The following is a 25,970-nucleotide window of genomic DNA, read 5'->3' as shown; positions in this document are numbered from 1 at the left end:
TTTTTATTTCAATTCGAAAAGGATGGGAGAATTATGAAAGCAATTATTTTTGATTTTGATGGATTAATTGTGGACACAGAAACGATATGGTTTCACTCTTTCAGAGATGCTGTTCGTGAATACGGCGGGGAACTACCTTTAGAGGAATTTGCGAAATGTATTGGAACAACAGATGAGGTACTTTATACATATTTAAATGATCAATTAAAAGAGAAGTTTAACAAAAGTGCATTAAAAGAAAAAGTGGCAACTTTACATAAAGAGAAAATGAGAATACCAGAAGCTCGTGACGGGGTAAAAGAATATTTAGAAGAAGCGAAAGAAATGGGATTGAAAATCGCACTGGCTTCTAGTTCGTCTAGAGAATGGGTTATTCATTTTTTAGAAGAGCTACAGATTCGAGAATATTTTGAAGTGATTAAAACGAGAGAAGATGTTGAGAAGGTAAAACCAGATCCAGCTCTTTATCGAGTTGCAATAGAAGAATTAGGAATTAAGCCGTCTGAAGCTGTTGTATTTGAAGATTCATTAAATGGATTGAGAGCAGCGGTTGCAGCGGGATTAACGTGCGTTGTTGTACCTAATGATGTGACAAGGAATTTACCATTTGAAAATCATCATCTTCGAATTGAAAGTATGAGAGAGAAAAGTTTAAAAGAAGTACTTCAAAGTATAAAAAAAGACCGTATTTCCTAAAAGGAAGCACGGTCTTTCTTTTTGCTTTTTTTGCCTTCAATGACAGTTAAATGAGACTGTTTTCTTTTTCGTTTCAAAGTGGGAGAATTCCCTTTTTTGCTTTTGTCATTAGAAGTATTTGACTTAAAGAAAGAATTGCCTAGGGGTGCTACATTTTGTTTCCCATGTTTGCGGTTCGATTGTTTTGCCGCACGCTTATATGAGCTTTGTGAATTTGCAGAACCATTGGAATTTGTAAACATCTTGTATAGCAAGTAAAAGATACCGACAACAAGTAACATGTACCCGATATTTCTTAATACACCCATGGGATTTGTAATAACAGATGAAACAAGGCCGAATATTGCCAATCCGATAATAAGCACAAATATAGCGAAAGTAAACGAACGACCGTTCATAAGGGACACCTCCTAAAAACGTATATTAAAATTAGTATATTAACGATGAGGAAAGGAGTTGAACACCATTTTTAAATAATTATTGTTTGTTCTCTAAACGTAATAATTCTTCAAACGATGCAATTGCTACTTCCACTTGATCATCTGTTGGTTCTTTCGTTGTTAATAGTTGTAGCCATAATCCAGGATATCCAAGTACGCGTAATACAGGAATATCTCGTAATCGATTTGTAAATTGCAATACTTCAAAAGAAATACCAAGTACAACTGGAATTAATAAAATTCGGTTTATAACTCGTGCCCAAAGAGGATCTGTAGGGACTAGGAAATAAACGAACATTCCAATAATGACTGTAAATATAATAAAGCTACTGCCGCATCTATAATGGAGACGAGTTTGCTTTTGAACGTTTTCTACAGTCAGAGGAAGGTTATTCTCGTAAGCATTGATTACCTTATGCTCTGCACCGTGATACTGAAATACCCGCTTAATAAGTGGGGTTAAAGAAATAAAGTATATATAGCTCAATAATAGCATGAGCTTAATGACACTTTCGACAATAATTTGCCCAGTATGAGATGGGAAAATCGGTCTCGTTAATTCAGCTAATAGTGCAGGAACTGCTGTGAAAATGACTTTACCGAATATAAAAGATAAAACGCCAACAGCTGCAACTCCTAATACCATCGTTAATTTTGATTGTTCTTCTTTTTTATTTGCAATTTGTTCATCATCTTCTGGGTGGACGTCAAATCGTTCTGAAGCGAAGTTTAAATGTTTTGCTCCATTCGCACTTGCATCCACAATAGCGGCAATCCCTCGTAAAAATGGAATTTTTTTTAGGGTAGATAGTACTTTATTACGAACGCGTGGTAATCGATAAAATTCAATCGATTTATCTTTACGACGAACCGCTGTAACAGTATATTCTCTACCGCCAAACATAACTCCTTCTATGACCGCTTGCCCACCATATATTTGTTTTGACTCTTCTGTCATGTTAACACCAACCTGTATTTGTTTCTCTCTTATGTAGAAAAAGAGGCAATTGTCATACTGGGTTCTGTCGTTTTGAAATAAGACAATCACCGAGTTTCCTTTATTTTATCGGCAAATACAAGTAGATGACAAGGGAAAATGTTATGAGAGTCGGACATTTCTTATTCTTTTTATAGACAAATTTCGCAGGATTTAAACATGCTTCAAAATAGTTTCGGGCATACTATTGAGCGGAGGTGTCGATGTGAGTCAAGAACAATTAGGAACAAGGAATTTTGTGCAGATTGGTTTGTTTGGTGGAATCTTTTGGGGCGGGATATGGTATTTCCTTCATATATTTTCATTCACGGAGGCGGGCCCGAATTATTTCCTTTTACCATTTGCGTTTGGAAGTTGGAAAGAGGGTGTATGGGGCAATGTGTTCGGAATAGTGTGTATGGGACTTCTTTCAATTTTAATTGCCTTTTTGTATAAAGCATTTTTTGCAAAGTTTGAAGGGATTATAGCGGGAATTATTTATGGGCTATTTTGGTGGGCACTACTGTTTTTGGGGATGGGTTTAATGGCTCCTGTTATTAAAAGTGCGCTCCATTTACCAAAAGAGACAATTGTGACGACAATATGTATTTTTATATTGTATGGTGTGTTTATAGCATATTCTGTTTCTTACGCAGTAAATAGCAATAAAGCAGAACAAGAAGGGTAAGAGAAGACGAACTATTCAAATAAGTAACTCCTATGTTAAAATATTGTATAGATATTTAATATTAAGGAGTTTTAAGAATATGAAAAAGTTACTCCTCGTAAACGGTCCTAACCTAAATCGCCTCGGTGTTCGTGAGGTAAATGTATATGGAAAGGGCACGCTAACGACACTTGAAGCAGATATGAAGCAAGAAGCAGAAACAATGGGAGTGGAGTTAGAATGTTTCCAATCGAATCATGAAGGTGCCATTATCGACATTATTCATGAAGCGGAAGATATATATGAAGGGATCATTTTAAATCCGGGAGCATTTACGCATTATAGCTATGCGATTCGTGATGCCATTGCGAGCATTTCGATTCCTGTTATTGAAGTACATATTTCTAACATTCATCAGCGTGAATCGTTCCGTCATGAATCTGTGACAGCAGCTGTTTGTGCAGGTCAAATTGTAGGATTTGGTTTTTATGGCTATAAGTTAGCGTTATTTGCATTAATGGAGAAATTGAGGGAGGCATAAAGTAATGGAGAAAATTGAAAGATTACGAAGTGCATTTGATGAGGCTGGTATTGACGGTATTTTGTTAACAAATGAACATAGTCGTAGATATATGGCTAACTTCACAGGAACAGCAGGCGTTGTTCTTATTTCAAAAGATCGTGCTCAATTTATTACAGATTTCCGTTACGTCGAGCAGGCAAGTAAACAAGCGGTTGGATATGAGGTTGTACAGCACGCAGGATTGATCATTGATGAAGTGGCAAAGCAAGTGAAAGAGCTTGGAATTCAAAAGCTTGGTTTTGAGCAAGATACTCTTACATATAGTTCTTATTCAGTGCATAAGGAAGCGATTGATGCTGAATTTATCCCGACTTCTGGACTTGTAGAAAAGTTACGCTTGATAAAGACTGATTCAGAGATTAAGATATTAAAGGAAGCTGCACAGATTGCAGATGCTGCCTTTGAGCATATTCTATCATTCATTCGCCCGGGAGTATCTGAAATTGAAGTGTCAAATGAACTTGAATTTTTCATGAGAAAACAAGGAGCAACATCTTCTTCGTTTGATATTATCGTTGCTTCAGGTCTTCGTTCGGCATTACCGCACGGCGTGGCATCTGAAAAAGTGATAGAAACAGGAGATTTCGTTACATTAGACTTCGGCGCTTATTACAAAGGATATTGCTCTGATATTACTCGTACGATTGCAGTCGGTGAACCATCTGATAAATTAAAAGAAATTTATAATATCGTTTTAGAAGCACAACTACGTGGTGTGAACGGTATTAAAGCTGGTTTAACAGGTCGCGAGGCTGATGCGCTAACGCGTGACTACATAACGGAAAAAGGATATGGTGAATACTTTGGACACTCTACTGGTCATGGAATAGGTCTTGAAATCCATGAAGCACCAGGTTTAGCATTCCGTTCTCATACAGTACTTGAACCAGGTATGGCTGTAACAGTAGAACCAGGTATTTATATTCCAGGTATTGGCGGCGTACGTATTGAAGATGATATCATTGTGACAAGTGAAGGTAATGAAGTAATTACGAAATCACCAAAAGAACTTATTATTTTGTAATACACAGGAGGATTTTTTTACATGATTTCAGTAAACGATTTTCGTACAGGTTTAACAATTTCAGTGGACAATGCCCTTTGGCAAGTACTTGATTTCCAACACGTAAAGCCAGGTAAAGGTGCTGCATTCGTTCGTTCTAAACTACGTAATCTTCGCACAGGTTCTGTTCAAGAGAAAACATTCCGTGCAGGTGAGAAAGTAGAAAAAGCACACATCGAAAACCGTCGTATGCAATACTTATACGCAAGCGGTGAGGCTCACGTATTTATGGATAACGGAACTTATGAGCAAATCGAACTTGGTGAAAAACAAATCGAGCGCGAGCTTAAATTCCTAAAAGAAAACATGGAAGTAGCAATCATGACTTACCAAGGCGAAGTACTTGGTGTTGAACTTCCAAACACAGTTGAATTACAAGTTACAGAAACAGAGCCTGGTATTAAAGGTGATACTGCTTCTAACGTAACAAAACCAGCTACATTGGAAACTGGTCTTGTTGTACAAGTACCAATCTTCATTAACGAAGGCGAAATGCTTATCATCAACACTGGTGAAGGTAAATACGTTTCTCGTGCATAGTAAAAAAGCACTCGTGATAATTCACGAGTGCTTTTTTATAGGAAATAGGGTAGATAGTAAATAGCTGTTATTATAAAACTGACTAAAACAAGTGAAAGAGTACCCATAATAGATGGAGTCAAAACAATTTGAAATGGTTTTATTTCGCCAGTCTCAACGCCAGTTAATGTTTTACTTATTGCGTGATCTGTAATGTTATTTCTATGGTTACTCATAATAATTAACCACATAATTGCAAATATTGCTAAACTACCAAGGAAAAAGGTCTCTATAAATGACCAACCGACCAATAATGAAAAAAGATAAATAAGAGCTAATTCTACTACAACGGTTAAACTAACTTTCAATGCCTTCATATTTTTCCCCCTCATTCTTTAATTTCAACCAGTTTAAAAAATTTTCACGTGACACGACATGCAGAGAGCAAGGTGACTTTACTTCTTTCTCTAGTGCAGCGTGTTCGTCTGGAAACTTGTTTTCCACATGCAATGAAATATAAGGTAGTTTTTCTTGTGCTTTTAAAGAGCGGATATTATTCGTTTTAGCACCAGCAAATACGTAGGAAAGTTGTAAGTCTAAAAAGGCGATTTTAAAGATTTCTTTTTTAGCAGCCTCGTTATAGCCTTTTCCCCAGTACGGATAGCCGAGCCAACTACCAATGTGAGATTGCTTTTTCTCATTATTAATATGTTTAAGTGTGGTGAGGCCAATTATTTCATTTTCTTCATTCACAATCATTCTCGATAAGGATTTCTTTTGACGCTCTTCTTCTATTGCGAAAAGAAGAAATGTTTTCGTGTCTTCGATATTTTCTACCGTTATCCCCAATGCATTTTTTATATGTGGATCACTTGATAGCTCGAAAATCACATTTGTATAGCATAAATCTAGTGGTAATAAAGTGACGTGCTGCATGGTTTAAACCTCTTTTAAACTAAATATACCATAATATACCGTTAAATAATATGAATATTCAGATTTTAATTCAGACTTTAGAGAAAAATTATGTTTTTACTTCTGAAATAGACAACCTCTGCATATGGTTGTACAAATATATTCTTTTTTAGAATACGAAGTTAGTAACTGTTACGGGAGAAGGTGGAAGAATGAAACAGTGGCTAGCGGCAATGGAAACATCCGTGCTTGTTATGGGGGCACTTCGATTATTTTCAGGTAGTGCGGAGATATTTGCTGCTTTGCTTATGCTTTATGTGAATGATGCGAAGAAAGCGTTGTTTATAAATGGTATGTTGGCGTTTGTTGGACCTACCGTATTAATTTTAACAATGACAATTGGGATAGCGAGTGTAGCAAGTGAAATTTCTTTCTTGAAGCTCTTTTTTCTAGCGCTTGGAATTTGCTGTATTTTTATCGCATTACTGAAATAGTAAGTCGAGTATAGTGGGGAGAAGCCGATGAAAGAGGTATTAGAAGTTTTACCAAAAACGATGAAGTACTTAATTGAAGAATGTAAGCAATACGATGCTTTAGAGGAAATTCGTGTTCGAATTGGAAGGCCGCTAGAGTGTATTGCACACGGAAAGGTGTTTTTTTATGACTATATCACTACTGCAGAGGATGCTATTTACTTATTGAATAAGTTAAGTCAATTCTCAATTTATACGATGGAAGAGGAATTAAAACGTGGGTATGTGACGCTTCGCGGAGGGCATAGAATCGGGTTAGCAGGAAAAGTCATTACAGAAAAAAGCGCAGTGAAAATGATTCGTGATGTCTCTTCCTTTAATATTCGTATTGCTCGTCAAAAAATAGGGATTGCTGAACCGCTTTTGCCATATTTGTATGAAAAAAGGTGGTTAAACACGATGGTAATTGGCCCTCCCCAAACGGGAAAAACGACACTCTTAAGAGATGTAGCACGTTGCATGAGTCAAGGGGTAAGTGCTTCGGAAATTCCTTCCTGTAAAGTGGGGATCGTTGATGAACGGTCAGAAATTGCTGGTTGTGTGAAAGGGATCCCGCAATATGATTTTGGTACCCGAGTCGATGTGTTAGACGCATGTCCAAAGGCAGAAGGAATGATGATGATGATTCGTTCTATGAGTCCTGATATTTTGATCGTAGATGAAATTGGCCGTAAAGAAGATAGTGAAGCAATTATGGAGGCAGTGCATGCAGGTGTCCAGCTTTTTATAAGCGCACACGGATTTTCCTATGAGGATGTTGTGAGACGTCCATCGCTCAAGGCAGTGCTAGAGCTTGGTATATTTGATAGGTTTGTGGAGTTGTCAAAAGCGAGGGGTCCAGGAACGGTTATGCAGGTGAAAGATAAATATGGAAAACCAGTGTTATCAAATAGAAAGGCTGAGGGCGTATGGTGAAAATATTTGGTGCAGTGTTAATCGTTGCGGTCAGCACCTTTTTCGGGTTTTCGTACGCTAAAAGATACAGTGAGAGACCGAGGCAACTTAGGTTATTAAAATCAGCACTTCAATCATTAGAGGCAGAAATTATGTATGGACACACACCTTTATCTGAGGCTGCCGAGCGATTAGTTAAACAAATGCCAAAGCCATTAAATTGGATATTTCAAAGTTTCGCTAAAAAACTAGAAAGTGGAGAACAAACAGTAAGGGAAGCTTGGATAGATAGTTTGAAAGAGAATTGGAAGTTGACGGCTTTTCAACAAACCGAGTATGAAATACTGCAGCAATTTGGTGAAACGCTCGGGCAACATGATCGTGAATCACAACAAAAACATATTCGCTTATGTATTACACATTTGGAGAGAGAAGAAGAGGAAGCGAAAGCTTTACAACTGCAATACGAAAAAATGATTAAGAGCTTAGGGGTACTAGCAGGGCTACTTATTGTAATTTTACTGCTATAGGGGGGAGAAAGGCGATGTCCATTGATGTTGGATTAATATTTCAAATCGCCGGAATCGGCATTGTTTTAGCTTTCATTCATACTGTACTAAAAGAATTGAAGCGTGAGGATATTGCAAATTGGGTTATCCTTGTCGGTTTTGTCGTCATTTTATTTCATGTTGCATTTTTAATTAATACGCTATTCGACAAGATTAAAAGTGTCTTTCTCTTCCAGTAAAGGAGGCGGTTCGAATCGAAATTATACAAATTGTCGGATTAGGCCTCGTTGCTACGTTTTTAGCTGCTGTTTTGAACCAGCATAAATCTAGTATTACATCTTTATTTATTGTGTTCGTAGGTAGCGTGATGTTTCTTATTTTAATCGATCAAATTCATTCTATTTTACAAATGATTGAGAGAGTAGCGAGTGAAGCGAAAGTTAGCAACGTCTACGTGGAAACGTTACTAAAAATTATTGGAATTGCTTATATTGCCGAGTTTGGAGCTCAAATTACAAAAGATGCTGGTCAAGGTGCCATCGCTTCGAAAATTGAACTTGCTGGGAAAATCTTAATTCTCGTTATGGCAATTCCTATTTTGACGGTTGTAATTGAAACTATTCTCGGATTTTTACCGACGGGATAAGGGGGAGTGAATGTTGAGGAGGTTTGGAGCTAAGCTGCTATTTGCTTGCTTCCTTTTCTTTTCTTTACCGGTTGTTGTACAAGCTTCTCCTGTAGAAACAAACGTCGTTGATCAACAATTGGATAAGCTCGGAATTGAAGATGTGAAGCAATTTTGGGACGGGCTTGTTACAAAATATGGTGGCTATTTGCCAGAGAGTCAAAAAGGGAGTTTTATGGAGTTTGTAAAGGGAGAAAAAGAATTCTCTCTAAAAGAGTGGATGATAGGGTTATTAAAATATTTATTTCATGAGCTTGCAGCTAATGGAAAACTGCTTGGCACACTCATTATGCTCACAATCTTTAGTGCATTGTTGCAATCACTGCAATCCGCTTTTTCAAAAAGTAGTGTAAGTAAAATTGCTGATGCTGTTGTATATATGGTACTTATTATTTTTGCTTTAAATAGTTTTTATGTCGTTATGACATATGCAAGAGAAACGATACAAACAATGGTAGATTTCATATTAGCGCTATTGCCAATTTTATTGGCGCTTATAGCGACTGGTGGCGGGGTTGTATCTGTATCTTTCTTTCATCCGATTATCATTTTCTTAATGAATACAAGCGGGCTTCTTATGAATTATATCGTTCTACCGCTTTTATTACTGGCAACGATATTAAGTATTGTAAGTACAATGAGTGATCAATATAAAGTTACAAAATTGTCCAAGCTTCTGCAAAACGTTAGCGTTGGGATTATCGGTATCTTCTTAACGATTTTTTTAGGGGTATTATCTGTACAAGGAACAGCGACAGCCGTTGCTGATGGCATAGCTGTGAAAACTGCTAAATTTGTAACAGGAAACTTCATTCCAGTAGTTGGAAGAATGTTTACGGAAGCGGCAGATACTGTTATTAGCGCATCAGGATTATTGAAAAACACAGTCGGAATTATTGGGCTCGTCATTTTATGCTTAATTGTTGCTTTTCCTGCGATTCAAATTTTCTGTATTGCATTTATTTATAAATTCGCAGCAGCAGTATTACAACCGGTTGGCGGCGGAGCAATTATTCAATGTTTAGACATTATTGGAAGAAGCATCATTTACGTATTTGCTTGCTTAGCTATCGTATCATTTATGTTCTTTTTAAGTATTACAATTATTATTGCTGCGGGGAATATTACACTTATGATGCGGTAGGAGGTGAAGAGTATGCAATTTGTTACAGAGTGGATCAGAAATATTATCGTTTTTTTGCTCTTAGCGACAATGCTTCATCTTATTCTTCCGAATTCGAATTTGCAAAAATACGTTAAATTCGTTGTAAGTCTTTTGTTAGTCGTATTAATTTTAACACCCCTTTTTAAACTATTGCAGACAGATGTAAATGAAGTAATTGCAAATTTTAATGAAGAAAAGTACGTAGCAGAAGGATCTGTAAAAAATTCAATAGATTCGAAGAAAAAAGAAATACAAGCTCTAACACGTGCATATAGTTTAGAAGAGATGGCTACCAAAATGAAAAAAGAAGTAGGAAAAGAGTTTGAGAAAAAGTATGGTATGACTGTCTCTGAAATACAAATAGTCGCAGCAGAAAATATAGAAGAAGTAAAGTCAGCGAAAGATATTCAATCTGTTGTTGTGACGTTGAAAGAAAAAGAACGTAGTAAAAATGATGCAATCGAAACAGTAAAGCCAATTGAAATTAACACGAAAGAGCCTCCAAAAAAAGTGGAAGAAACGAATGGAGAAATGAAAGATTTCTTTTCAAGCAGGTGGCAACTAGAGGGTAAACAAATCCAAGTTCAAATGGAAGGGAGGACAGGTAGAGTAAATGGACAATAAAGATAAAAATTCGAAGTTCTCATTTTTTCGAAACTTATTGAATGGGGATCAAAAAGAAAGCAACGAGAAGGGTAAAAAGGTAACACCTAAGTTTTTACTTGTCCTACTCATACTTGGAATTTTGCTTATGTTTTCTAGTAGTCTCTTTTCAAGTAAAAAAGAAGAAGTACCTGTATTTAAAGAACAAAAAACTCAAAACCAAGAAAAAGACGTACCAACTTTCGGACAAAAAAGTAATGATAGTATGTCAAATGTAGAAAAATATGAAAAAGCGTATGAACAAGAATTAAAAACTGCTTTAGAAGAAATAGCAGGAGTAAAAGACGTAACGATTAAAGTGAATTTAGATTCATCTGAAGAAAAAATTTTAGAAAAAAATACAGTGAAACGCTCACAAACAACAGGTGAAACAGATAAAACAGGCGGTAAGAGAGAAGTAGAGGACGAGTCTCTTGATGAAAAGACTGTCATTATACGTGAAGGGGATAAAGAAACTCCTGTTGTTTTACGAACAGAGAAGCCGAAAGTACGTGGTGTTCTTGTAGTAGCAAAGGGAGTGGATAATATACAAGTTAAAGCAATGGTAAAAGAAGCTGTGATAAGGCTGCTAGATGTACCGGCCCATCGCGTTTCAGTTTCACCGAAAAATTGATAGGGAGGAAATAAAGTGTTAAAAAAACAAACAGTTTGGTTATTAACGATGTTAAGTTTAGTTGTTGTACTATCTGTGTATTACGTGACAACTCCTGACAAAATGAATACAGCATCGCCAGCAACAGGTGAAAAGATTGGACAAGAAAAACAAGGTACTGATAAAGCAGTAACAAACGAAGCGCCTAAAGAAACTCCGAAAAAAGAAAATACAAGCAAAGAAACAACAAATAAAGAAACAGACAAAAAAGAAAATGCAAAAAAAGAAACAAGTAAAAAAGAGGGCAATGTATCAGTTCAATCAAGTGATGAGAATTTCACAGCTTTACGTATGCAAATGGAAGATCAGCGTAGTGAACAAAAAGCAAAATTACAAGAAGTGATGAGTTCAACAAAAGCTTCAGCAACAGAAAAGAATAAAGCGAAAGAAAATTTTGATGCCATTACGACAATGGAAACGAAGCAAGAATTACTTGAGACAGTAATTAAATCTCAAGGAGGATATCCAGATGCTCTTGTAAGAGCTGATGGTACTGATATTAGAGTAACGGTTAAAGCGGCAAAACATTCACAGAAAGAAGCAAATAAAATTATTCAACTTGTAAGAAGTGAAGGCGGATCAAAAGATGTAGGTGTGAAATTTGATCCACCAGCGAAATAAGTGAAACCTTAATCCGTAGGGATTTCCCTACGGATTATTATCTTTTACTAAGCAAAGGGTATGCAAATAGTAAAATAGAGTATGTAAGTAAACGTGTGTATAGAAAAAAGCTATCATTTTCGATAGCTTTTTTCTATTTCGTCTTTGTAATTATTTTTACTATGTTCAACTCGGAATGGAGAAACACGTTGTGAGTAAAAGATTAATGGTTCATGGTACTGATGATTACTTTTTCCGGATTTGACGTGGATGCAAAGAACGCATGCCCAAACGATTACGGCAGGTAAAAAGAGAATGAGCCATATCATATTTCCACACCTCGACACAATATATTTTCTACACTTTGAACATACTATTCTTATATGAAGGAATGATGAATGGCGTGTAAACAAAAAAATAATATTTGGTAAAAATATGTTGTTGACTATAGATGTGTGAAGAGTGTAGAGGGGATGGCATGTTTGCTGTGTAACGTTTTGAAAAAGTAGTGAATGTTTTTTAAGAAGTGGTCTTGCCAATTTCGTGTGAAACTTGGTATTATTACTAGGTATTAAATTTTTGTTGGAATAATATTTTTACAGGAGTTTCGATTTATTATAAAGAAATATAAATTGGAATGTTTAAAAAATTTATCGTAAGATGGAAATAGTAAATATTTCTATTAGTTAATGAAATATATTTTCTAATAGAATACATCGTATTTTTACAGTCAATCTAGTTTTCGTGACGAGAATCTGTAAAAACGGGACAAACAAGAGTATGGGAGTGGATTTTACATGTTTAAAATTCAAGAAGTTCGCGAATTAATTAAATTAATTGATAGCTCTAATATTGATGAATTTGAATACAAAAAAGACGGTACAACAATCAAAATGAAAAAGCGTGGTAATGAAGTTGTTGCTGTGCAAGCACCTGCAGCAAAACAAGCTATGCAACCAGTAGCGCCTGTTGAAGTTGAAACGAAAGTAGCAGCAGCACAAGCAGAAGCGCCAAAACAAGAAGAGAAGAAGGTTGTTCAAAATGAAAACCTACATAAAATCACATCACCGATGGTAGGTACATTCTATTCTTCTTCTTCGCCTGATACACCTCCATATGTAAGTGTTGGGGATAGAGTATCGAAAGATTCTATCGTATGTATTGTCGAGGCTATGAAGTTATTTAACGAAATTGATGCTGATGTAGAGGGCGAAATTGTTGAAATTCTTGTTAATAACGGACAGCTTGTTGAGTATGGACAACCGCTATTTCTTGTAAAAGCGTAATAAGGGAGTCTTTGTGATGATAAAAAAAGTATTAATAGCCAATCGTGGGGAAATTGCTGTACGAATTATTCGTGCTTGTAAAGAAATGGATATTGAAACAGTTGCAATTTATTCAGAAGCAGATAAAGAGTCACTTCACGTACAGATTGCAGACGAGGCGTATTGTGTAGGACCAACGATTTCGAAAGAAAGCTATTTAAATTTGACAAACATTATTAGCGTTGCGAAGTTAACAGGCTGCGATGCTATTCATCCGGGATACGGATTTTTAGCAGAGAATGCAGATTTCGCAGAGTTATGCCGTGAATGTAACTTGATTTTTATCGGTCCAAGTCCAGAAGCTATTTCAAAGATGGGCACAAAAGACGTTGCTCGTGATACAATGAAAGAAGCAGGGGTTCCGATTGTACCAGGTTCACAAGGGATTATTAAAAATACCGAAGAAGCGATCGAGCTTGCTAATCAAATTGGATATCCAGTTATTATTAAAGCGACTGCAGGTGGCGGTGGAAAAGGTATTCGTGTTGCACGCCATGAAGAAGAGCTTATAAAAGGAATTCAAATTACACAGCAAGAAGCTAGTACCGCTTTTGGGAACCCTGGTGTATACTTAGAAAAGTACGTTGAAGATTTCCGCCATGTTGAGATTCAAATAATGGCAGATACACACGGAAATGCCATTCATTTAGGAGAGCGTGATTGTACAATTCAGCGCCGTTTGCAAAAACTATTAGAAGAAAGTCCATCACCTGCACTTGATGAAGATATTCGCAAGCAGATGGGTGAAGCGGCAGTTAAAGCGGCGGTAGCGGTTGATTATACAGGTGCTGGTACGGTTGAGTTTATTTATGAATATAAAACGAAAACCTTTTATTTCATGGAGATGAATACGAGAATTCAGGTTGAGCATCCGGTTACTGAAATGGTAACGGGAATGGACTTAATTAAAGAGCAAATTCTTGTTGCTTCAGGAGAAAAGTTATCGTTACAGCAAGAAGAAGTACAATTTAATGGTTGGGCAATTGAATGTCGAATTAATGCGGAAAACCCTGCCAAAAAATTTATGCCATCTCCAGGTAAAGTAGAAATGTACTTACCACCAGGAGGATTTGGTATTCGCGTCGATTCAGCTGTATATCCGGGATATTCAATCCCACCTTTCTATGATTCGATGGTTGCTAAATTAATTGTTCACGGAAAAACACGTGAAGAGGCAATTGCAAAAATGAAGCGCGCACTTAGTGAATTTGTCATTGAAGGCGTACATACAACAATCCCGTTCCATTTGCAATTGCTAGATCATCCTGATTTTGTAAAAGGTGAGTTTAATACGAAATTTTTGGAAGAGCATGAACTTGTGACGCAGTGATACATTAAAGGAGGTTTTTTTCATGGCTGAACATATGTTAGATATGGGTCAAGATACAACTCTTGGTAAAGTAGAAATTGCACCAGAAGTAATTGAAGTAATTGCAGGTATTGCAGCTGCTGAAGTAGAAGGTGTAGCGGCAATGCGCGGTAATTTTGCTACAGATGTTGTTGAGAAGTTAGGTAAGAAAAATCATGGTAAAGGTGTAAAGGTTGAATTAGCAAACGAAGATATTATCGTTGACCTCTATGTTGTAATGTATTTTGGTGTAGCAATTCCAGTTGTTGCACAAAAGATTCAAGACAATATTCGCCAAGCACTCTTTACAATGACAGGACTTGAGCCAAAAGAAGTGAATGTTCACATCGTTGGCGTAACATTCGAAACACAAAAAACAGAAATCGAACCAGTGTAAGAATGAAAAGGTGCCTAGTAACATAGGCATCTTTTTTATCGTTTCATTTCTTCACAAATTACAACCCTCTAATTATTATACTATTTCAAAAAATAAGAAATAAACAAGAAAATGTGTCGTTTTTCCAAAAAACGTACATTGTGATAAGATATGGAACTTGAAGTTAATCTTTTTATTATTTTTCAGCCTTGTAACCCGTGTGTGAAACGATAAATTGTGTTATTATCATTGTATTATAAGGTTGGAAAATCAATGAAAACTGTAAGAGTAAGTGAATTGACGGCTTATAAATTATAATAATATAACAAAGTATAAGGAAAGACTTGAAGCATAAAGGAGAGTTACAATGAAACGTAGGACGGCTAGAGAAAGAGCAATGCAAGCATTATACCAAATGGATATTACAGGTGAATTAGAACCGAAAGTAGCAGTGGAAAACACGCTGGATGAAGGCGAAGAAACAAATGAGTTTCTAGAGTCACTTGTAGTAGGTTTTGTAGAAAATAAAGAAGCAATCGATGAAGCGATTCGTCAAAACTTAAAAAAGTGGAAGCTTGAGCGTATTAGTATTGTTGATCGCAGTATTTTACGTGTAGCTGTGTATGAAATGAAGTACATGGAAGAAATTCCACACAACGTAACAATTAACGAAGCAATTGAAATTGCAAAAACATTTGGGGATGAGGAATCTCGTCGTTTTATTAACGGCGTTTTATCTAATATAAAAGATACACTGTAAATTCTTTAAGGGGGAATCTTAAAATGGTAGCAGTAATCATCAAAGGAAATGAAGTTGCGGAGAAAAAACGAGCACAATTAACAGAAGAAGTTGTGAAGTTGAAAGAGCAAGGTATTGTACCAGGATTAGCAGTTATTTTAGTTGGAGAAGATCCAGCATCTCGTTCTTATGTGAAAGGAAAAGAAAAAGGCTGTGAACAAGTAGGGATTTACTCAGAGCTAATTGAACTTCCTGAAACAATTACTGAGGAACGTTTGCTTGCTGAAATCGATCGCTTAAATGGAGATGACCGTATTAATGGCATATTAGTGCAATTACCTTTACCAAAACATATTGAAGAAAAAGCTATCATTGAAAGAATTTCACCAGAAAAGGATGTAGACGGATTTCACCCAATCAGCGTGGGACGTATGATGACGGGACAAGATACATTCCTTCCATGTACACCGCATGGTATTGTAGAATTAGTAAAAGAAACAAATCTTGATATTTCTGGAAAACATGTAGTAGTAATTGGAAGAAGTAATATTGTCGGTAAACCAGTGGGACAATTGTTTTTAAATGAAAATGCCACTGTAACATATTGTCATTCTAAGACGCAAAATATGAAAGAGTTATCGAAGTTAGCTGATATTTTAATCGTAGCTGTTGGACGACCTAAAATGATAACAGCGGATTATATTAAAGAAGGAGCGGTTGTAATTGACGTTGGTGTTAACCGTTTAGAAACAGGAAAACTTTGTGGTGATGTTGACTTTGACAACGTGTTAGATGTTGCGGGTTACATTACACCTGTGCCAAAGGGTGTTGGTCCAATGACAATCACAATGCTTCTTCATAATACTGTTGAATCTGCCAAACGTGCAGGTGTCGTTTGTAAATAATTTGAGTCGGCTATGAGGAGAGAGAAATGGAGAAGCAATATTTAACCGTTACAGCGTTAACACGCTATATAAAAACAAAAATAGAATATGATCCGCATTTGCAGTCTGTTTGGTTAAAAGGTGAAATTTCCAACTTTAAAAATCATAGCCGTGGCCACATGTATTTTACATTGAAAGATGAAAATGCAAGAATCGCAGCGGTTATGTTTGCGGGCCATAATCGTAATATTAAATTCAAACCTGAAAATGGGATGAAGGTACTCGTGAAAGGGAAAATCTCTGTTTACGAGGCGAGTGGTTCTTATCAAATTTATATTCAAGACATGCAGCCTGACGGAGTCGGGAATTTACATTTAGCGTACGAACAGTTAAAAGTTCGTTTAGAAGAAGAAGGACTTTTTTCTCAAGTTTATAAAAAAGCGATTCCTCCTTACGCTAAAACAATAGGTGTGATTACGTCGCCAACAGGAGCAGCGATTCGTGATATTATAACAACGATTAAACGTCGTTATCCAATTGGGAATGTTATTGTATTTCCGGTACTTGTACAAGGGGAGTCAGCGGCTCCCTCGATTGTACAAGCGATTCGTACAGCGAATGAAATGGGAGAGATAGATGTACTAATCGTTGGTCGTGGTGGAGGTTCTATTGAGGAATTATGGGCTTTCAATGAGGAAATGGTTGCAAGAGCAATCTTTAAGAGTGAAATTCCTATTATTTCGGCAGTAGGCCATGAAACGGATTTTACAATCGCAGATTTTGTTGCAGATTTACGCGCGCCAACACCGACTGCAGCAGCTGAGCTGGCAGCACCTAACATTATAGAGTTACAAGAAAAGGTATTACAAAGAACTCTGAGATTGCAAAGAGCAATGAGAGAGTTAGTACATAAAAAAGAAGAAAAACTACAAGTGTTGCAAAAATCGTATGCGTTCCGTTATCCAAGACAAGTATATGAGCAAAAGGAAGAGCAATTAGATAGAGCGTTAGAACAGCTTGTTTTAGCGAAAGAGCGCTATATTGATAAAAAGGTGAATCAGTTAAAGCAACTTTCATTTTATTTAGAGAAGCACCACCCATCTCAAAAAATTATGCAAACGAAGGTAGCTGTTGAAACGTTGCAAAAGCAATTACAACGTGAAATGCAAACGTTACTTCAAACGAAAGAATTTGCCTTTGTAAGAGCTGCTCAAAAACTTGAAGCGTTAAGTCCGCTTAAAGTAATGATGAGAGGGTACGGGCTTGTATATGATGAAGAGAAGCAAGTGTTAAAAAGTGTGAAAGATGTAAGCCTTGGAGATGCTGTTTCAGTTCAATTACAAGATGGAATACTAGATTGTAGCGTATCAGGCATAGAGGAGCGTGAATTGAATAATGGAAAATAAATTAAGCTTTGAAGAGGCAATTTCGCAACTTGAGCATCTTGTTTCTAAGCTAGAACAAGGTGACGTACCTTTAGAAGAAGCGATTTCTTATTTTAAAGAAGGTATGGAATTATCTAAGCTTTGTGATGAGAAGCTGAAGAATGTACAAGAACAAATGGCAGTTATTCTTGGGGAAGATGGAGAGCTTGAACCGTTTACTGCTTTAGGAGATGAAGCATAGTGACGATTGCTTTTGATACTTTTTTGAAAGAAAGTAAAACTTTCGTAGAAGAAAAACTTGTAAGCTATGCAAATGAATTACAATGTCCAAATGTACTTCGTGAAGCGATGGCATATTCTTTGGAAGCGGGTGGAAAACGTCTCCGCCCGTTACTTTTGTTTGCAACATTACAAGCGTTTGGGAAAGAAAGAAATCTTGGAGTAGGTGCAGCTTGTGCTCTTGAAATGATTCATACATATTCATTAGTTCATGATGATTTACCTTGTATGGATGATGATGATTTAAGAAGAGGAAAGCCCACAAATCACAAAGTATTTGGTGAAGCGATGGCAGTTTTAGCAGGAGATGGCTTATTGACGTATGCTTTTCAAGTTATTATGGCATATGAGCAAAAAGAAATTTCTGCCGAAAAAAAAGTAAGACTTGTACTTGAACTTGCAAAAGCAGCAGGACCAGAAGGAATGGTTGGCGGACAAGTGGCAGATATGGAAGCTGAAGGGAAACGCCTTACGATTGATGAATTGGAGTACATCCATAAACATAAGACCGGAAAACTGCTTGAATTTGCTGTACTTGCGGGTGCGATACTTTCTGATGCGACAGAAGAGCAAGAAGAAAAGTTGCTTACGTTTGCCAAATATATCGGTCTAGCTTTCCAAATTCGAGATGATATTTTAGATGTCGAAGGAACTGAAGAAGAGATTGGAAAACCGATTGGTAGCGATCTTTCTAATGAAAAGAGCACATATACAACGTTGTTTACTGTAGATAGAGCAAAAGATATTTTAGAAGAAACAATTGCAGAAGCAAAAGGTGCGATTAGTTCCTTGCAATTACAAGATGAATATTTACTATCTATTTGTGATTTGATTGCAAAACGTAATAACTAATATAACAGCGTTTTCATTTGTTGAGTCATTCATCATTTTATGATATAAATGTAGGAAAAGGTTTTTCTTTTCTTGTTATTGGCAAAAATATATGTAGATTACATTGCCGTTATCACTTCGTGTTAGCGGCTATTTTTTTCATCGCCTAAAGAAATATGGTTTATAATAGGATTAGGGCGCAATAGACTGGTTAATAGCGGGACAAGACGAAAAATAGAAAAGAGAATTTCTTGTTTTGTGTAAATGTTTTTTATAATATTTGACATGTTGACAGATTATGAAATGAAAGTGAGTGATCCATGTGGATCTAACGCAAATTCAAAACCCTAGTTTTTTGAAAGATATGTCTATCAGTGAACTAGAGGGATTGAGTGAGGATATTCGTAAGTTTTTAATTGAAGAGCTCTCTCAAACAGGTGGACATATTGCACCTAATTTAGGTGTAGTAGAACTCACAATTGCTCTGCACAAATTATTTGATAGCCCGCAAGATAAATTTTTATGGGATGTAGGACATCAATCCTATGTACATAAAATTTTAACTGGACGTGCGAAAGAGTTTGGTACATTAAGGCAATATCAAGGTCTATGTGGTTTCCCGAAACGTTGCGAGAGTGAGCACGATGTATGGGAAACTGGTCATAGCTCGACTTCGTTATCGGCTGCAATGGGAATGGCTCTGGCACGTGATTTAAAGAAAACGAAAGAATATGTTATACCAATTATTGGAGATGGTGCTTTAACAGGCGGAATGGCTTTAGAGGCATTGAACCATATTGGACATGAAAAAACAGACATGATTGTTATTTTGAATGATAATGAAATGTCAATTGCACCAAACGTTGGTGCGCTTCATAATGTGCTCGGTCGTTTACGTACCGCAGGAAAATATCACTGGGTAAAAGATGAATTAGAGTATATATTAAAGAAAATCCCAGCAGTTGGCGGGAAAGTGGCTGCGACAGCAGAGAAAATAAAAGATAGTCTTAAATATTTACTAGTATCTGGTGTCTTTTTCGAAGAGTTAGGCTTTACATATTTAGGTCCAGTCGATGGGCATGATTATGAAAAGTTATTCGAAACGTTGCAATATGCAAAGAAAACAAAAGGCCCAGTGCTTGTTCACGTTATTACGAAAAAAGGAAAAGGTTATAAACCGGCTGAGAGTGACGTTATTGGAACTTGGCATGGAACAGGACCTTATAAAATTGAATCAGGTGACTTCGTTAAGCCGAAAGAAGTTGCACCAGCATGGAGTGCTGTCGTTAGTGAAACAGTACTTAAGCTAGCGAGAGCGGATGAGCGTATCGTAGCAATTACACCTGCAATGCCTGTTGGATCAAAACTTGAGAAATTCCAAAAAGAATTCCCAGATCGTATGATTGATGTAGGTATTGCAGAACAGCATGCTACAACAATGGCAGCAGGTATGGCAACGCAAGGAATGAAGCCATTCTTAGCAATTTATTCAACATTTTTACAAAGAGCATATGACCAAGTTGTTCATGATATATGCCGCCAAAATTTAAATGTTTTCATCGGAATAGATCGCTCGGGATTAGTAGGAGCAGATGGTGAAACGCATCAAGGCGTATTTGATATCTCATTCTTACGTCACTTGCCGAATATGGTGCTTATGATGCCGAAAGATGAAAATGAAGGGCAACATTTAGTTTATACGGCGATGCAATATGAAGATGGACCAATCGCATTGCGTTATGCTCGCGGTAATGGACTTGGCGTTCATATGGATAAAGAATTAAAGGCGATTCCAATTGGTACGTGGGAGACGTTAAAAGAGGGTACACAAGCAGCTATTTTAACGTTTGGTACGACAATACCAATGGCAATGGAAGCAGCTGAGCGTCTTGAAAAAGCTGGGGTTTCAGTGAAAGTAGTGAATGCTCGCTTTATTAAACCAATGGATGAAGCATATTTACATGATCTTCTAGGAAAGAATATACCGATTTTAACGATTGAAGAAGCTTGTTTAATCGGTGGTTTTGGAACAGGAGTAGTTGAATTTGCATCTGAAAATGGTTACCATAGTGCATTAGTTGAACGAATGGGTATTCCAGACCGCTTCATAGAGCACGGAAGTGTAACAAAATTATTAGAAGAAATTGGTTTAACGACAGATGCTGTTATAGACCGTATTCATACAATGATTCCATCAAAACAAAAAAGGGCGTAACAAATGAGCGTAAAAAAAGAAAGAGTAGATGTACTATTAGTAGAGCGAGGACTTATAGAAACGCGTGAGAAAGCAAAGCGCGCCATTATGGCCGGACTCGTATATGCAAATGAGATGAGACTTGATAAGCCAGGAGAGAAAATCTCGCAAGATACTGAGATTACGGTGAAGGGACAAGTTATGCCGTATGTAAGTCGTGGTGGTTATAAACTTGAAAAGGCATTAGAGACATTTCATCTTGATTTACAAGATAAAGTTATGATAGATATTGGTTCATCAACTGGTGGCTTTACAGATTGCGCGCTTCAAAATGGAGCGAAATTATCTTATGCATTAGATGTAGGATACAATCAACTAGCGTGGAAATTACGTCAAGATGAGCGTGTTGTTGTAATGGAACGAACAAACTTCCGTTACGTGACACCAGCAGACTTAGAACGTGGTTTACCTCAATTTGCAAGTATTGATGTTTCATTTATATCATTAAAGCTTATACTGCCAGTTTTAAAAACAATGCTTATGCCTAACGGAGATGTAGCAGCGTTAATTAAACCGCAGTTTGAAGCTGGAAGAGAGCAAGTTGGGAAAAAAGGTATCGTTCGCGATAGAAAAGTACATGAAGCTGTTGTAGAAATGATTGTCGAGTTTGCTTTAAAAGAAGGCTATGATGTGGAAGGTTTAACATTCTCACCAATTACGGGTGGGGATGGTAATATTGAATTTTTAATTCATCTGAAATGGCATGGTGAACGTGAGAATGGCGAAAATCATTCTCCGATTTCTATAGAGCAAGTTGTTACAGAAGCGCATGACGTTCTAAAACAAAAAGGGAAAGGGGAATAACATATGTTGTTCCTCTTTTTGCTGTAATTGTATAATGATTGTAAAAACAATTGTGTACAAGAAACGAATTATAAGTTAACATAAATAAGTGAAGTATACCAATGTTTAAACTATGGTAAGAGATAGTGTGAGGTGCAAATGTATGAACAAAGGTCAGCGCCATATTAAAATCAGGGAAATTATTGCAAACAAAGAAATTGAAACACAAGATGAATTAGTTGATATTTTACGTAATGAGGGATTTAATGTAACGCAAGCAACAGTATCGCGCGATATTAAAGAACTGCACTTAGTGAAGGTGCCATTACATGATGGGCGCTATAAATATAGCTTGCCAGCAGATCAACGATTTAACCCGTTACAAAAATTAAAACGAAATCTAGTGGATTCATTTGTAAAATTAGACACGGCAGGACATATGCTTGTGCTAAAAACATTGCCTGGTAACGCTCATTCACTTGGAGCACTTATTGATCATTTAGAGTGGGATGAGATCATCGGAACCATCTGTGGTGATGATACTTGCTTAATTATTTGCCGTACACCTGACGATACAGGTGTTGTCTCTGATCGTTTCTTAAATATGCTGTAACAAAAAATCTTGTTTGCTTTCCATCGTAAAGTGGAAAGTGAACAAGATATTTTTATTGGTTAAAAATATGAATTTTCAATTGTAATATAATATTTTGTTTGCATAAAGTTAAAAAATAGATGGATTGACCCGTAAAACAAATGTTTGGTACAATGAAGCGGGTTAGAAGAGTATATACATACAAATATATAGCATGATTATTTGAATGAAGAACTGAGAAAATCCTTTAGTAAGGGATTATTTTATAACGAGGTGAATGGGGCATTGTTATCGGAATTATCGATTAGAAACTTTGCTATTATTGAAGCATTAAATATTTCTTTTCAAAAAGGTTTAACGGTTTTAAGCGGTGAAACAGGGGCCGGAAAATCGATTATTATTGATGCAATTAGTTTACTTGTAGGTGGCCGTGGGTCAGCAGAATTTGTTCGATATGGAACAGAAAAGGCTGAGATTGAAGGGCTATTTTATGTTGAAGATGAGAAGCATCCATGTATTGAAAAGGCAGAAGAGTTAGATATAGAAATAGAAGATGGTATGATTATTTTAAAGCGTGATATTGCTGCGAACGGGAAGAGTGTATGTCGTGTAAATGGGAAGCTTGTTACACTTAGCATATTAAAAGAAATTGGGAAAACACTTGTTGATATTCATGGACAGCACGAAACGCAAGATTTAATGAATGAAGAACGACATCTGTTTATGCTTGATCACTTTGATGGGGATCGAATCGTTAAACAATTAGACATATATCAAAACGTATACGCTGACTATGAAAAATTAAAAAAACAATTGAAATCGTTAAGTGAAAATGAGCAACAAATGGCACATCGCTTAGATTTAATTCAATTTCAGCACGAGGAAATTCGCAAGGCGGATTTAAAGATGGATGAAGAAAATGAATTAACTGAGGAACGATTGCAAATTTCTAATTTTGAAAAGATTTATAAAGCGTTAGGTGATGCATATCGTTCTTTAAGTGCCGACGGACAAGGATTAGATAATGTAAGAAGTGCAATGGGGCAAATGGAAAGTATTACACATTTAGATGAAGTGTATCAAGAGAATCATGATTCAATTGCAAATAGCTATTACTTATTAGAAGAGGTTGCCTATCAACTGAGGGAAAAGCTCGATATGATGGAATATGATCCAAATCGTTTAGATGAAATCGAAACACGTTTGAATGAAATTCGTATGCTAAAGAGAAAATATGGAAATAATGTAGAAGAGATTTTAGCGTATGCTGATAAAATTGAACAGGAAATTTTTACGATTGAAAATAAAGACGTTCATATTGAAACGACGAAGAAACAGTTGAAGGAATTAGAAAGTGTTATTATGAAAGAAGCAACGTTGTTAAGTAATATGCGTCATGAGCTTGCAGAACACCTTACAAATGCAATTCATCAGGAATTAAAAGAATTATATATGGAAAAAACGAAATTTGAAGTGAGAATTATGAAGAGAGAAGGAAATGCAGAAGAGCCCCTTGTGGAAGGTGCGCCGGTAAGACTTACGGCGGATGGTTACGATCATGTGGAATTTTATATTTCAACGAACCCAGGAGAGCCGCTAAAACCACTTTCAAAGGTTGCTTCTGGCGGAGAGTTATCTCGTATCATTTTAGCTTTAAAAAGCATTTTTTCTAAGCATCAAGGGGTTGCATCTGTTATTTTTGATGAAGTGGATACGGGTGTAAGTGGCCGGGTCGCACAGGCTATTGCGGAAAAAATTTATCGAGTATCAGTAAACTCGCAAGTACTTTGTATTACGCACTTACCTCAAGTAGCTTCAATGGCGGATTCACATTTATTTATTCGAAAACAAGTAGCGAATGATCGGACAATTACATCAGTTACTGTTTTAACTATGGAGGATAAAGTAACAGAAATAGCTCGAATGATTTCTGGTGTGGAAATCACAGATTTAACGACAGAGCATGCGAAAGAATTACTTACGCAAGCGCATCATTTTAAACAGACAGCAGAGGCTATCCAGTAATGGATAGCTTTTTTTCTCAAATGACGATTTCTTAATTCTTCCGGTTATAAATAAAGCACTGCAAGGAGAGATTAAAAAGTGAAGCCAAGAGGCTGAATGTGGGGTAGGAGCGAGGAGAGTGAACAAGTTGAAATTAGAAAAATTTCGAAAAATAATAGGTCTTTGTCTCCTTGTTTCTTTAGTTTTTATTGGATGTTTTAAACCGCTTCGAACGTTTATTTCATCACCGAAACAACTTGTTGTTTTTGAAGGGCAACAATCAGAAATATCATCATTACCAGTTTTCAAAGCTTCATCCACAAATCGTCATGTATTTACAGTGAGTTCGAATGAACAAAAACAAGGACTTATGGTAAATTCTCATCAAAATGGTGAAGCTGATATGGTATTTCAGCTTGCTGGTTTTCCAGTGAAAAAAGTAAATGTGAAAGTGTTAAAAGATTTTAAAGTGATTCCAGGTGGACAATCAATTGGTGTGAAATTAAATACAAAAGGTGTACTTGTTGTAGGCCATCATTTAATTCAAACTGAAAAAGGTAAAATATCTCCTGGTGAAACAGCAGGTGTACAAATTGGAGATATGATTACTGAAATTAATGGTAAAACAATTGAAAGAATGAGTGATGTAGCACCGTTTATTCATAATAGTGGAGAAACAGGTGAACCGCTTAATCTTGTATTGTTAAGAGATGGAAAATATATTCGTACGAAGCTAACTCCACAAAAAGACAACGGTGAATCGTCTTATCGAATTGGCTTGTATATCCGTGATTCGGCAGCTGGAATTGGAACGATGACATTTGTTCATCCAGATTCTATGAAATATGGGGCACTTGGTCATGTTATTTCTGATAATGATACGAAAAAGCCGATTCAAGTCGAAGATGGACAAATTATGCGCTCGACAGTTACATCAATTGAAAGAGGTAGTCATGGGAATCCAGGGGAGAAATTAGCAAGATTCTCACCAGACCGTGAAGTGATTGGCAATATTACAATTAATAGTCCATATGGTATTTTTGGAAAATTAAATACGAATATGAAAAACGGTATAATGGATAAAGCAATGCCTATCGCATTATCTCATCAAGTAAAAGAAGGACCGGCAAAAATATTAACAGTTATTGATCAAGATAAAGTAGAAGCGTTTGATATTGAAGTTGTTAGTACAGTGCAGCAAAAATTCCCAGCCACAAAGGGTATGGTAATAAAAGTAACAGATAAACGCCTATTAGCGAAAACGGGCGGTATCGTACAAGGAATGAGCGGAAGTCCAATTGTACAAAATGGAAAAGTAATTGGTGCTGTTACACATGTATTTGTAAATGATCCAACATCAGGATATGGTGTTCATATTGAATGGATGTTACATCAAGCTGGAATTAATATTTATGATCAAGAGAAAAAAGCGAGCTAATATATATTATTAGCTCGCTTTTTCTGTTGAAAAATTCGTTGAAATTTTGTAAAAGCTCCGCAAGAGGTGTTTTTTGTTGTAAAATAAAAGGAAAGGGTTGAACGTTTCGTTGTATTTCTATGATGGAATGTGTTGCGAAAGGGAATAAATGAACGATAAACATATTTTTTTG

32 protein-coding genes are annotated in these 25,970 nt (G+C 36.4%); 27 read left to right on the top strand and 5 right to left on the bottom strand.

Annotated features, from left to right (window positions below; translation table 11 throughout):
• Positions 1 to 33: 33 nt before the first annotated feature.
• Complete coding sequence (locus MHB52_RS21815; RefSeq protein WP_025966333.1) at positions 34 to 696, top strand: HAD family hydrolase; 663 nt, start codon at positions 34 to 36, stop codon at positions 694 to 696.
• On the opposite strand, the gene MHB52_RS21810 is transcribed toward MHB52_RS21815, so the two are convergent.
• Together MHB52_RS21810 and MHB52_RS21805 are read right to left on the bottom strand one after the other, a co-directional pair.
• The gene (locus MHB52_RS21810; protein ID WP_001014459.1) at positions 693 to 1,094 is read right to left on the bottom strand and encodes an SA1362 family protein; all 402 of its coding nucleotides are present in this window, start codon (positions 1,092 to 1,094) and stop codon (positions 693 to 695) included. The genes MHB52_RS21815 and MHB52_RS21810 overlap by 4 nt on opposite strands.
• A gap of 79 nt (positions 1,095 to 1,173) precedes the next feature.
• Positions 1,174 to 2,094, bottom strand: a complete 921-nt coding sequence (locus MHB52_RS21805; RefSeq protein ID WP_000134186.1) for a DUF1385 domain-containing protein — start codon at positions 2,092 to 2,094, stop codon at positions 1,174 to 1,176.
• 244 nt (positions 2,095 to 2,338) lie between these two features.
• On the opposite strand from MHB52_RS21805, the gene MHB52_RS21800 reads away from it, so the two are divergent.
• From MHB52_RS21800 to efp, 4 genes are all read left to right on the top strand, one after another.
• Positions 2,339 to 2,800 (top strand): YqhR family membrane protein, encoded by a 462-nt coding sequence (locus MHB52_RS21800; RefSeq protein ID WP_000076880.1) that lies wholly within the window; start codon positions 2,339 to 2,341, stop codon positions 2,798 to 2,800.
• Positions 2,801 to 2,879: 79 nt separating this feature from the next.
• A complete protein-coding gene (gene aroQ / locus MHB52_RS21795) occupies positions 2,880 to 3,320 on the top strand; it encodes a type II 3-dehydroquinate dehydratase (protein WP_000735147.1) in 441 nt (146 codons plus the stop codon).
• Positions 3,321 to 3,324: 4 nt separating this feature from the next.
• Complete coding sequence (gene pepQ / locus MHB52_RS21790; RefSeq protein ID WP_000411041.1) at positions 3,325 to 4,386, top strand: Xaa-Pro dipeptidase; 1,062 nt, start codon at positions 3,325 to 3,327, stop codon at positions 4,384 to 4,386.
• A gap of 21 nt (positions 4,387 to 4,407) precedes the next feature.
• Entirely contained in the window at positions 4,408 to 4,965 is a 558-nt protein-coding gene (gene efp / locus MHB52_RS21785) for an elongation factor P (protein WP_000626516.1), read from the top strand.
• A gap of 35 nt (positions 4,966 to 5,000) precedes the next feature.
• On the opposite strand, the gene MHB52_RS21780 is transcribed toward efp, so the two are convergent.
• Together MHB52_RS21780 and MHB52_RS21775 are read right to left on the bottom strand one after the other, a co-directional pair.
• Entirely contained in the window at positions 5,001 to 5,321 is a 321-nt protein-coding gene (locus tag MHB52_RS21780) for a hypothetical protein (protein ID WP_000645695.1), read from the bottom strand.
• Positions 5,302 to 5,880, bottom strand: a complete 579-nt coding sequence (locus MHB52_RS21775; protein WP_016118619.1) for a GNAT family N-acetyltransferase — start codon at positions 5,878 to 5,880, stop codon at positions 5,302 to 5,304. Before MHB52_RS21775 ends, MHB52_RS21780 begins: the two co-directional genes overlap by 20 nt.
• A gap of 191 nt (positions 5,881 to 6,071) precedes the next feature.
• Between MHB52_RS21775 and MHB52_RS21770 the strand changes: the two genes are divergently transcribed.
• From MHB52_RS21770 to MHB52_RS21730, 9 genes are read left to right on the top strand one after another with little or no spacing between them, the layout of a single operon-like run.
• Positions 6,072 to 6,353: a YqhV family protein gene (locus MHB52_RS21770; protein ID WP_000816050.1), complete on the top strand. Its 282-nt coding sequence runs from the start codon at positions 6,072 to 6,074 to the stop codon at positions 6,351 to 6,353.
• Between the two features lie 27 nt (positions 6,354 to 6,380).
• Entirely contained in the window at positions 6,381 to 7,307 is a 927-nt protein-coding gene (gene spoIIIAA, locus MHB52_RS21765) for a stage III sporulation protein AA (protein ID WP_000665905.1), read from the top strand.
• Complete coding sequence (spoIIIAB, locus tag MHB52_RS21760) at positions 7,301 to 7,816, top strand: stage III sporulation protein SpoIIIAB (protein WP_000238702.1); 516 nt, start codon at positions 7,301 to 7,303, stop codon at positions 7,814 to 7,816. The genes spoIIIAA and spoIIIAB overlap by 7 nt, the downstream gene beginning before the upstream one ends.
• 14 nt (positions 7,817 to 7,830) lie before the next feature.
• Positions 7,831 to 8,034: a stage III sporulation protein AC gene (gene spoIIIAC / locus MHB52_RS21755; RefSeq protein ID WP_000020914.1), complete on the top strand. Its 204-nt coding sequence runs from the start codon at positions 7,831 to 7,833 to the stop codon at positions 8,032 to 8,034.
• A gap of 23 nt (positions 8,035 to 8,057) precedes the next feature.
• A complete protein-coding gene (gene spoIIIAD / locus MHB52_RS21750; RefSeq protein WP_077393170.1) occupies positions 8,058 to 8,441 on the top strand; it encodes a stage III sporulation protein AD in 384 nt (127 codons plus the stop codon).
• 10 nt (positions 8,442 to 8,451) lie between these two features.
• Entirely contained in the window at positions 8,452 to 9,624 is a 1,173-nt protein-coding gene (gene spoIIIAE / locus MHB52_RS21745) for a stage III sporulation protein AE (protein ID WP_000946110.1), read from the top strand.
• A 12-nt stretch (positions 9,625 to 9,636) separates the two neighbouring features.
• Complete coding sequence (spoIIIAF, locus tag MHB52_RS21740) at positions 9,637 to 10,269, top strand: stage III sporulation protein AF (protein WP_016111659.1); 633 nt, start codon at positions 9,637 to 9,639, stop codon at positions 10,267 to 10,269.
• On the top strand, positions 10,259 to 10,921 hold the full coding sequence (gene spoIIIAG, locus MHB52_RS21735) for a stage III sporulation protein AG (RefSeq protein ID WP_000368890.1): 663 nt from the start codon (positions 10,259 to 10,261) through the stop codon (positions 10,919 to 10,921). Before spoIIIAF ends, spoIIIAG begins: the two co-directional genes overlap by 11 nt.
• A 15-nt stretch (positions 10,922 to 10,936) precedes the next feature.
• A complete protein-coding gene (locus tag MHB52_RS21730; RefSeq protein ID WP_000914710.1) occupies positions 10,937 to 11,581 on the top strand; it encodes a SpoIIIAH-like family protein in 645 nt (214 codons plus the stop codon).
• 113 nt (positions 11,582 to 11,694) lie between these two features.
• On the opposite strand, the gene MHB52_RS21725 is transcribed toward MHB52_RS21730, so the two are convergent.
• On the bottom strand, positions 11,695 to 11,889 hold the full coding sequence (locus MHB52_RS21725; RefSeq protein ID WP_002000935.1) for a hypothetical protein: 195 nt from the start codon (positions 11,887 to 11,889) through the stop codon (positions 11,695 to 11,697).
• Between the two features lie 468 nt (positions 11,890 to 12,357).
• On the opposite strand from MHB52_RS21725, the gene accB reads away from it, so the two are divergent.
• The 13 genes from accB (at position 12,358) to spoIVB (ending at position 25,798) form a co-directional block, all read left to right on the top strand.
• A complete protein-coding gene (gene accB / locus MHB52_RS21720) occupies positions 12,358 to 12,846 on the top strand; it encodes an acetyl-CoA carboxylase biotin carboxyl carrier protein (protein WP_000472861.1) in 489 nt (162 codons plus the stop codon).
• A gap of 16 nt (positions 12,847 to 12,862) precedes the next feature.
• Positions 12,863 to 14,215, top strand: a complete 1,353-nt coding sequence (accC, locus tag MHB52_RS21715; protein WP_000592870.1) for an acetyl-CoA carboxylase biotin carboxylase subunit — start codon at positions 12,863 to 12,865, stop codon at positions 14,213 to 14,215.
• Between the two features lie 22 nt (positions 14,216 to 14,237).
• Positions 14,238 to 14,630 (top strand): Asp23/Gls24 family envelope stress response protein, encoded by a 393-nt coding sequence (locus tag MHB52_RS21710; RefSeq protein ID WP_000807630.1) that lies wholly within the window; start codon positions 14,238 to 14,240, stop codon positions 14,628 to 14,630.
• A 346-nt stretch (positions 14,631 to 14,976) separates the two neighbouring features.
• Entirely contained in the window at positions 14,977 to 15,369 is a 393-nt protein-coding gene (gene nusB, locus MHB52_RS21705; protein WP_000830247.1) for a N utilization substance protein NusB, read from the top strand.
• Positions 15,370 to 15,392: 23 nt separating this feature from the next.
• Positions 15,393 to 16,253 (top strand): bifunctional methylenetetrahydrofolate dehydrogenase/methenyltetrahydrofolate cyclohydrolase FolD, encoded by an 861-nt coding sequence (gene folD, locus MHB52_RS21700; protein ID WP_000226732.1) that lies wholly within the window; start codon positions 15,393 to 15,395, stop codon positions 16,251 to 16,253.
• Positions 16,254 to 16,279: 26 nt separating this feature from the next.
• Positions 16,280 to 17,638: an exodeoxyribonuclease VII large subunit gene (gene xseA, locus MHB52_RS21695; RefSeq protein WP_000415249.1), complete on the top strand. Its 1,359-nt coding sequence runs from the start codon at positions 16,280 to 16,282 to the stop codon at positions 17,636 to 17,638.
• Positions 17,628 to 17,858: an exodeoxyribonuclease VII small subunit gene (gene xseB, locus MHB52_RS21690; RefSeq protein WP_000428423.1), complete on the top strand. Its 231-nt coding sequence runs from the start codon at positions 17,628 to 17,630 to the stop codon at positions 17,856 to 17,858. Before xseA ends, xseB begins: the two co-directional genes overlap by 11 nt.
• Positions 17,858 to 18,748, top strand: coding sequence for a (2E,6E)-farnesyl diphosphate synthase (gene ispA, locus MHB52_RS21685; RefSeq protein ID WP_000150374.1), 891 nt, complete (start codon positions 17,858 to 17,860; stop codon positions 18,746 to 18,748). The genes xseB and ispA overlap by 1 nt, the downstream gene beginning before the upstream one ends.
• A gap of 301 nt (positions 18,749 to 19,049) precedes the next feature.
• Positions 19,050 to 20,942 carry a 1-deoxy-D-xylulose-5-phosphate synthase gene (gene dxs, locus MHB52_RS21680; RefSeq protein WP_000366453.1) on the top strand — a complete coding sequence of 631 codons (1,893 nt, stop codon included), beginning with the start codon at positions 19,050 to 19,052 and terminating at the stop codon, positions 20,940 to 20,942.
• Between the two features lie 3 nt (positions 20,943 to 20,945).
• Entirely contained in the window at positions 20,946 to 21,785 is an 840-nt protein-coding gene (locus MHB52_RS21675) for a TlyA family RNA methyltransferase (RefSeq protein ID WP_000111874.1), read from the top strand.
• Between the two features lie 142 nt (positions 21,786 to 21,927).
• The gene (argR, locus tag MHB52_RS21670; protein ID WP_001032580.1) at positions 21,928 to 22,377 is read left to right on the top strand and encodes an arginine repressor ArgR; all 450 of its coding nucleotides are present in this window, start codon (positions 21,928 to 21,930) and stop codon (positions 22,375 to 22,377) included.
• A 264-nt stretch (positions 22,378 to 22,641) separates the two neighbouring features.
• A complete protein-coding gene (gene recN / locus MHB52_RS21665; protein ID WP_000947765.1) occupies positions 22,642 to 24,381 on the top strand; it encodes a DNA repair protein RecN in 1,740 nt (579 codons plus the stop codon).
• Positions 24,382 to 24,499: 118 nt separating this feature from the next.
• Positions 24,500 to 25,798, top strand: coding sequence for a SpoIVB peptidase (gene spoIVB / locus MHB52_RS21660; RefSeq protein ID WP_002000940.1), 1,299 nt, complete (start codon positions 24,500 to 24,502; stop codon positions 25,796 to 25,798).
• The last annotated feature ends 172 nt before the right edge of the window (positions 25,799 to 25,970 follow it).

The sequence above is a fragment of the Bacillus sp. FSL K6-0073 genome, assembly GCF_038006085.1.
In the GTDB taxonomy this organism is placed as follows: Bacteria; Bacillota; Bacilli; order Bacillales; family Bacillaceae_G; genus Bacillus_A; species Bacillus_A cereus.
The sequence above is the reverse complement of the archived record's forward strand: the minus strand, read 5'-3'. Positions and strand labels throughout refer to the sequence as shown.

Coding starts and splice junctions, on each gene's coding strand:
- spoIIIAF (WP_016111659.1), top strand. CDS start 9,637: ATGCAATTTGTTACAGAGTGGATCAGAAATATTATCGTTTTTTTGCTC.
- accC (WP_000592870.1), top strand. CDS start 12,863: ATGATAAAAAAAGTATTAATAGCCAATCGTGGGGAAATTGCTGTACGA.
- MHB52_RS21675 (WP_000111874.1), top strand. CDS start 20,946: ATGAGCGTAAAAAAAGAAAGAGTAGATGTACTATTAGTAGAGCGAGGA.
- spoIIIAE (WP_000946110.1), top strand. CDS start 8,452: ATGTTGAGGAGGTTTGGAGCTAAGCTGCTATTTGCTTGCTTCCTTTTC.
- MHB52_RS21815 (WP_025966333.1), top strand. CDS start 34: ATGAAAGCAATTATTTTTGATTTTGATGGATTAATTGTGGACACAGAA.
- spoIIIAB (WP_000238702.1), top strand. CDS start 7,301: ATGGTGAAAATATTTGGTGCAGTGTTAATCGTTGCGGTCAGCACCTTT.
- xseA (WP_000415249.1), top strand. CDS start 16,280: ATGGAGAAGCAATATTTAACCGTTACAGCGTTAACACGCTATATAAAA.
- accB (WP_000472861.1), top strand. CDS start 12,358: ATGTTTAAAATTCAAGAAGTTCGCGAATTAATTAAATTAATTGATAGC.
- nusB (WP_000830247.1), top strand. CDS start 14,977: ATGAAACGTAGGACGGCTAGAGAAAGAGCAATGCAAGCATTATACCAA.
- xseB (WP_000428423.1), top strand. CDS start 17,628: ATGGAAAATAAATTAAGCTTTGAAGAGGCAATTTCGCAACTTGAGCAT.
- MHB52_RS21775 (WP_016118619.1), bottom strand. CDS start 5,880: ATGCAGCACGTCACTTTATTACCACTAGATTTATGCTATACAAATGTG.
- MHB52_RS21780 (WP_000645695.1), bottom strand. CDS start 5,321: ATGAAGGCATTGAAAGTTAGTTTAACCGTTGTAGTAGAATTAGCTCTT.
- spoIIIAC (WP_000020914.1), top strand. CDS start 7,831: ATGTCCATTGATGTTGGATTAATATTTCAAATCGCCGGAATCGGCATT.
- MHB52_RS21805 (WP_000134186.1), bottom strand. CDS start 2,094: ATGACAGAAGAGTCAAAACAAATATATGGTGGGCAAGCGGTCATAGAA.
- aroQ (WP_000735147.1), top strand. CDS start 2,880: ATGAAAAAGTTACTCCTCGTAAACGGTCCTAACCTAAATCGCCTCGGT.
- argR (WP_001032580.1), top strand. CDS start 21,928: ATGAACAAAGGTCAGCGCCATATTAAAATCAGGGAAATTATTGCAAAC.
- MHB52_RS21710 (WP_000807630.1), top strand. CDS start 14,238: ATGGCTGAACATATGTTAGATATGGGTCAAGATACAACTCTTGGTAAA.
- MHB52_RS21810 (WP_001014459.1), bottom strand. CDS start 1,094: ATGAACGGTCGTTCGTTTACTTTCGCTATATTTGTGCTTATTATCGGA.
- MHB52_RS21725 (WP_002000935.1), bottom strand. CDS start 11,889: ATGATATGGCTCATTCTCTTTTTACCTGCCGTAATCGTTTGGGCATGC.
- pepQ (WP_000411041.1), top strand. CDS start 3,325: ATGGAGAAAATTGAAAGATTACGAAGTGCATTTGATGAGGCTGGTATT.
- folD (WP_000226732.1), top strand. CDS start 15,393: ATGGTAGCAGTAATCATCAAAGGAAATGAAGTTGCGGAGAAAAAACGA.
- spoIIIAA (WP_000665905.1), top strand. CDS start 6,381: ATGAAAGAGGTATTAGAAGTTTTACCAAAAACGATGAAGTACTTAATT.
- spoIIIAG (WP_000368890.1), top strand. CDS start 10,259: ATGGACAATAAAGATAAAAATTCGAAGTTCTCATTTTTTCGAAACTTA.
- MHB52_RS21770 (WP_000816050.1), top strand. CDS start 6,072: ATGAAACAGTGGCTAGCGGCAATGGAAACATCCGTGCTTGTTATGGGG.
- efp (WP_000626516.1), top strand. CDS start 4,408: ATGATTTCAGTAAACGATTTTCGTACAGGTTTAACAATTTCAGTGGAC.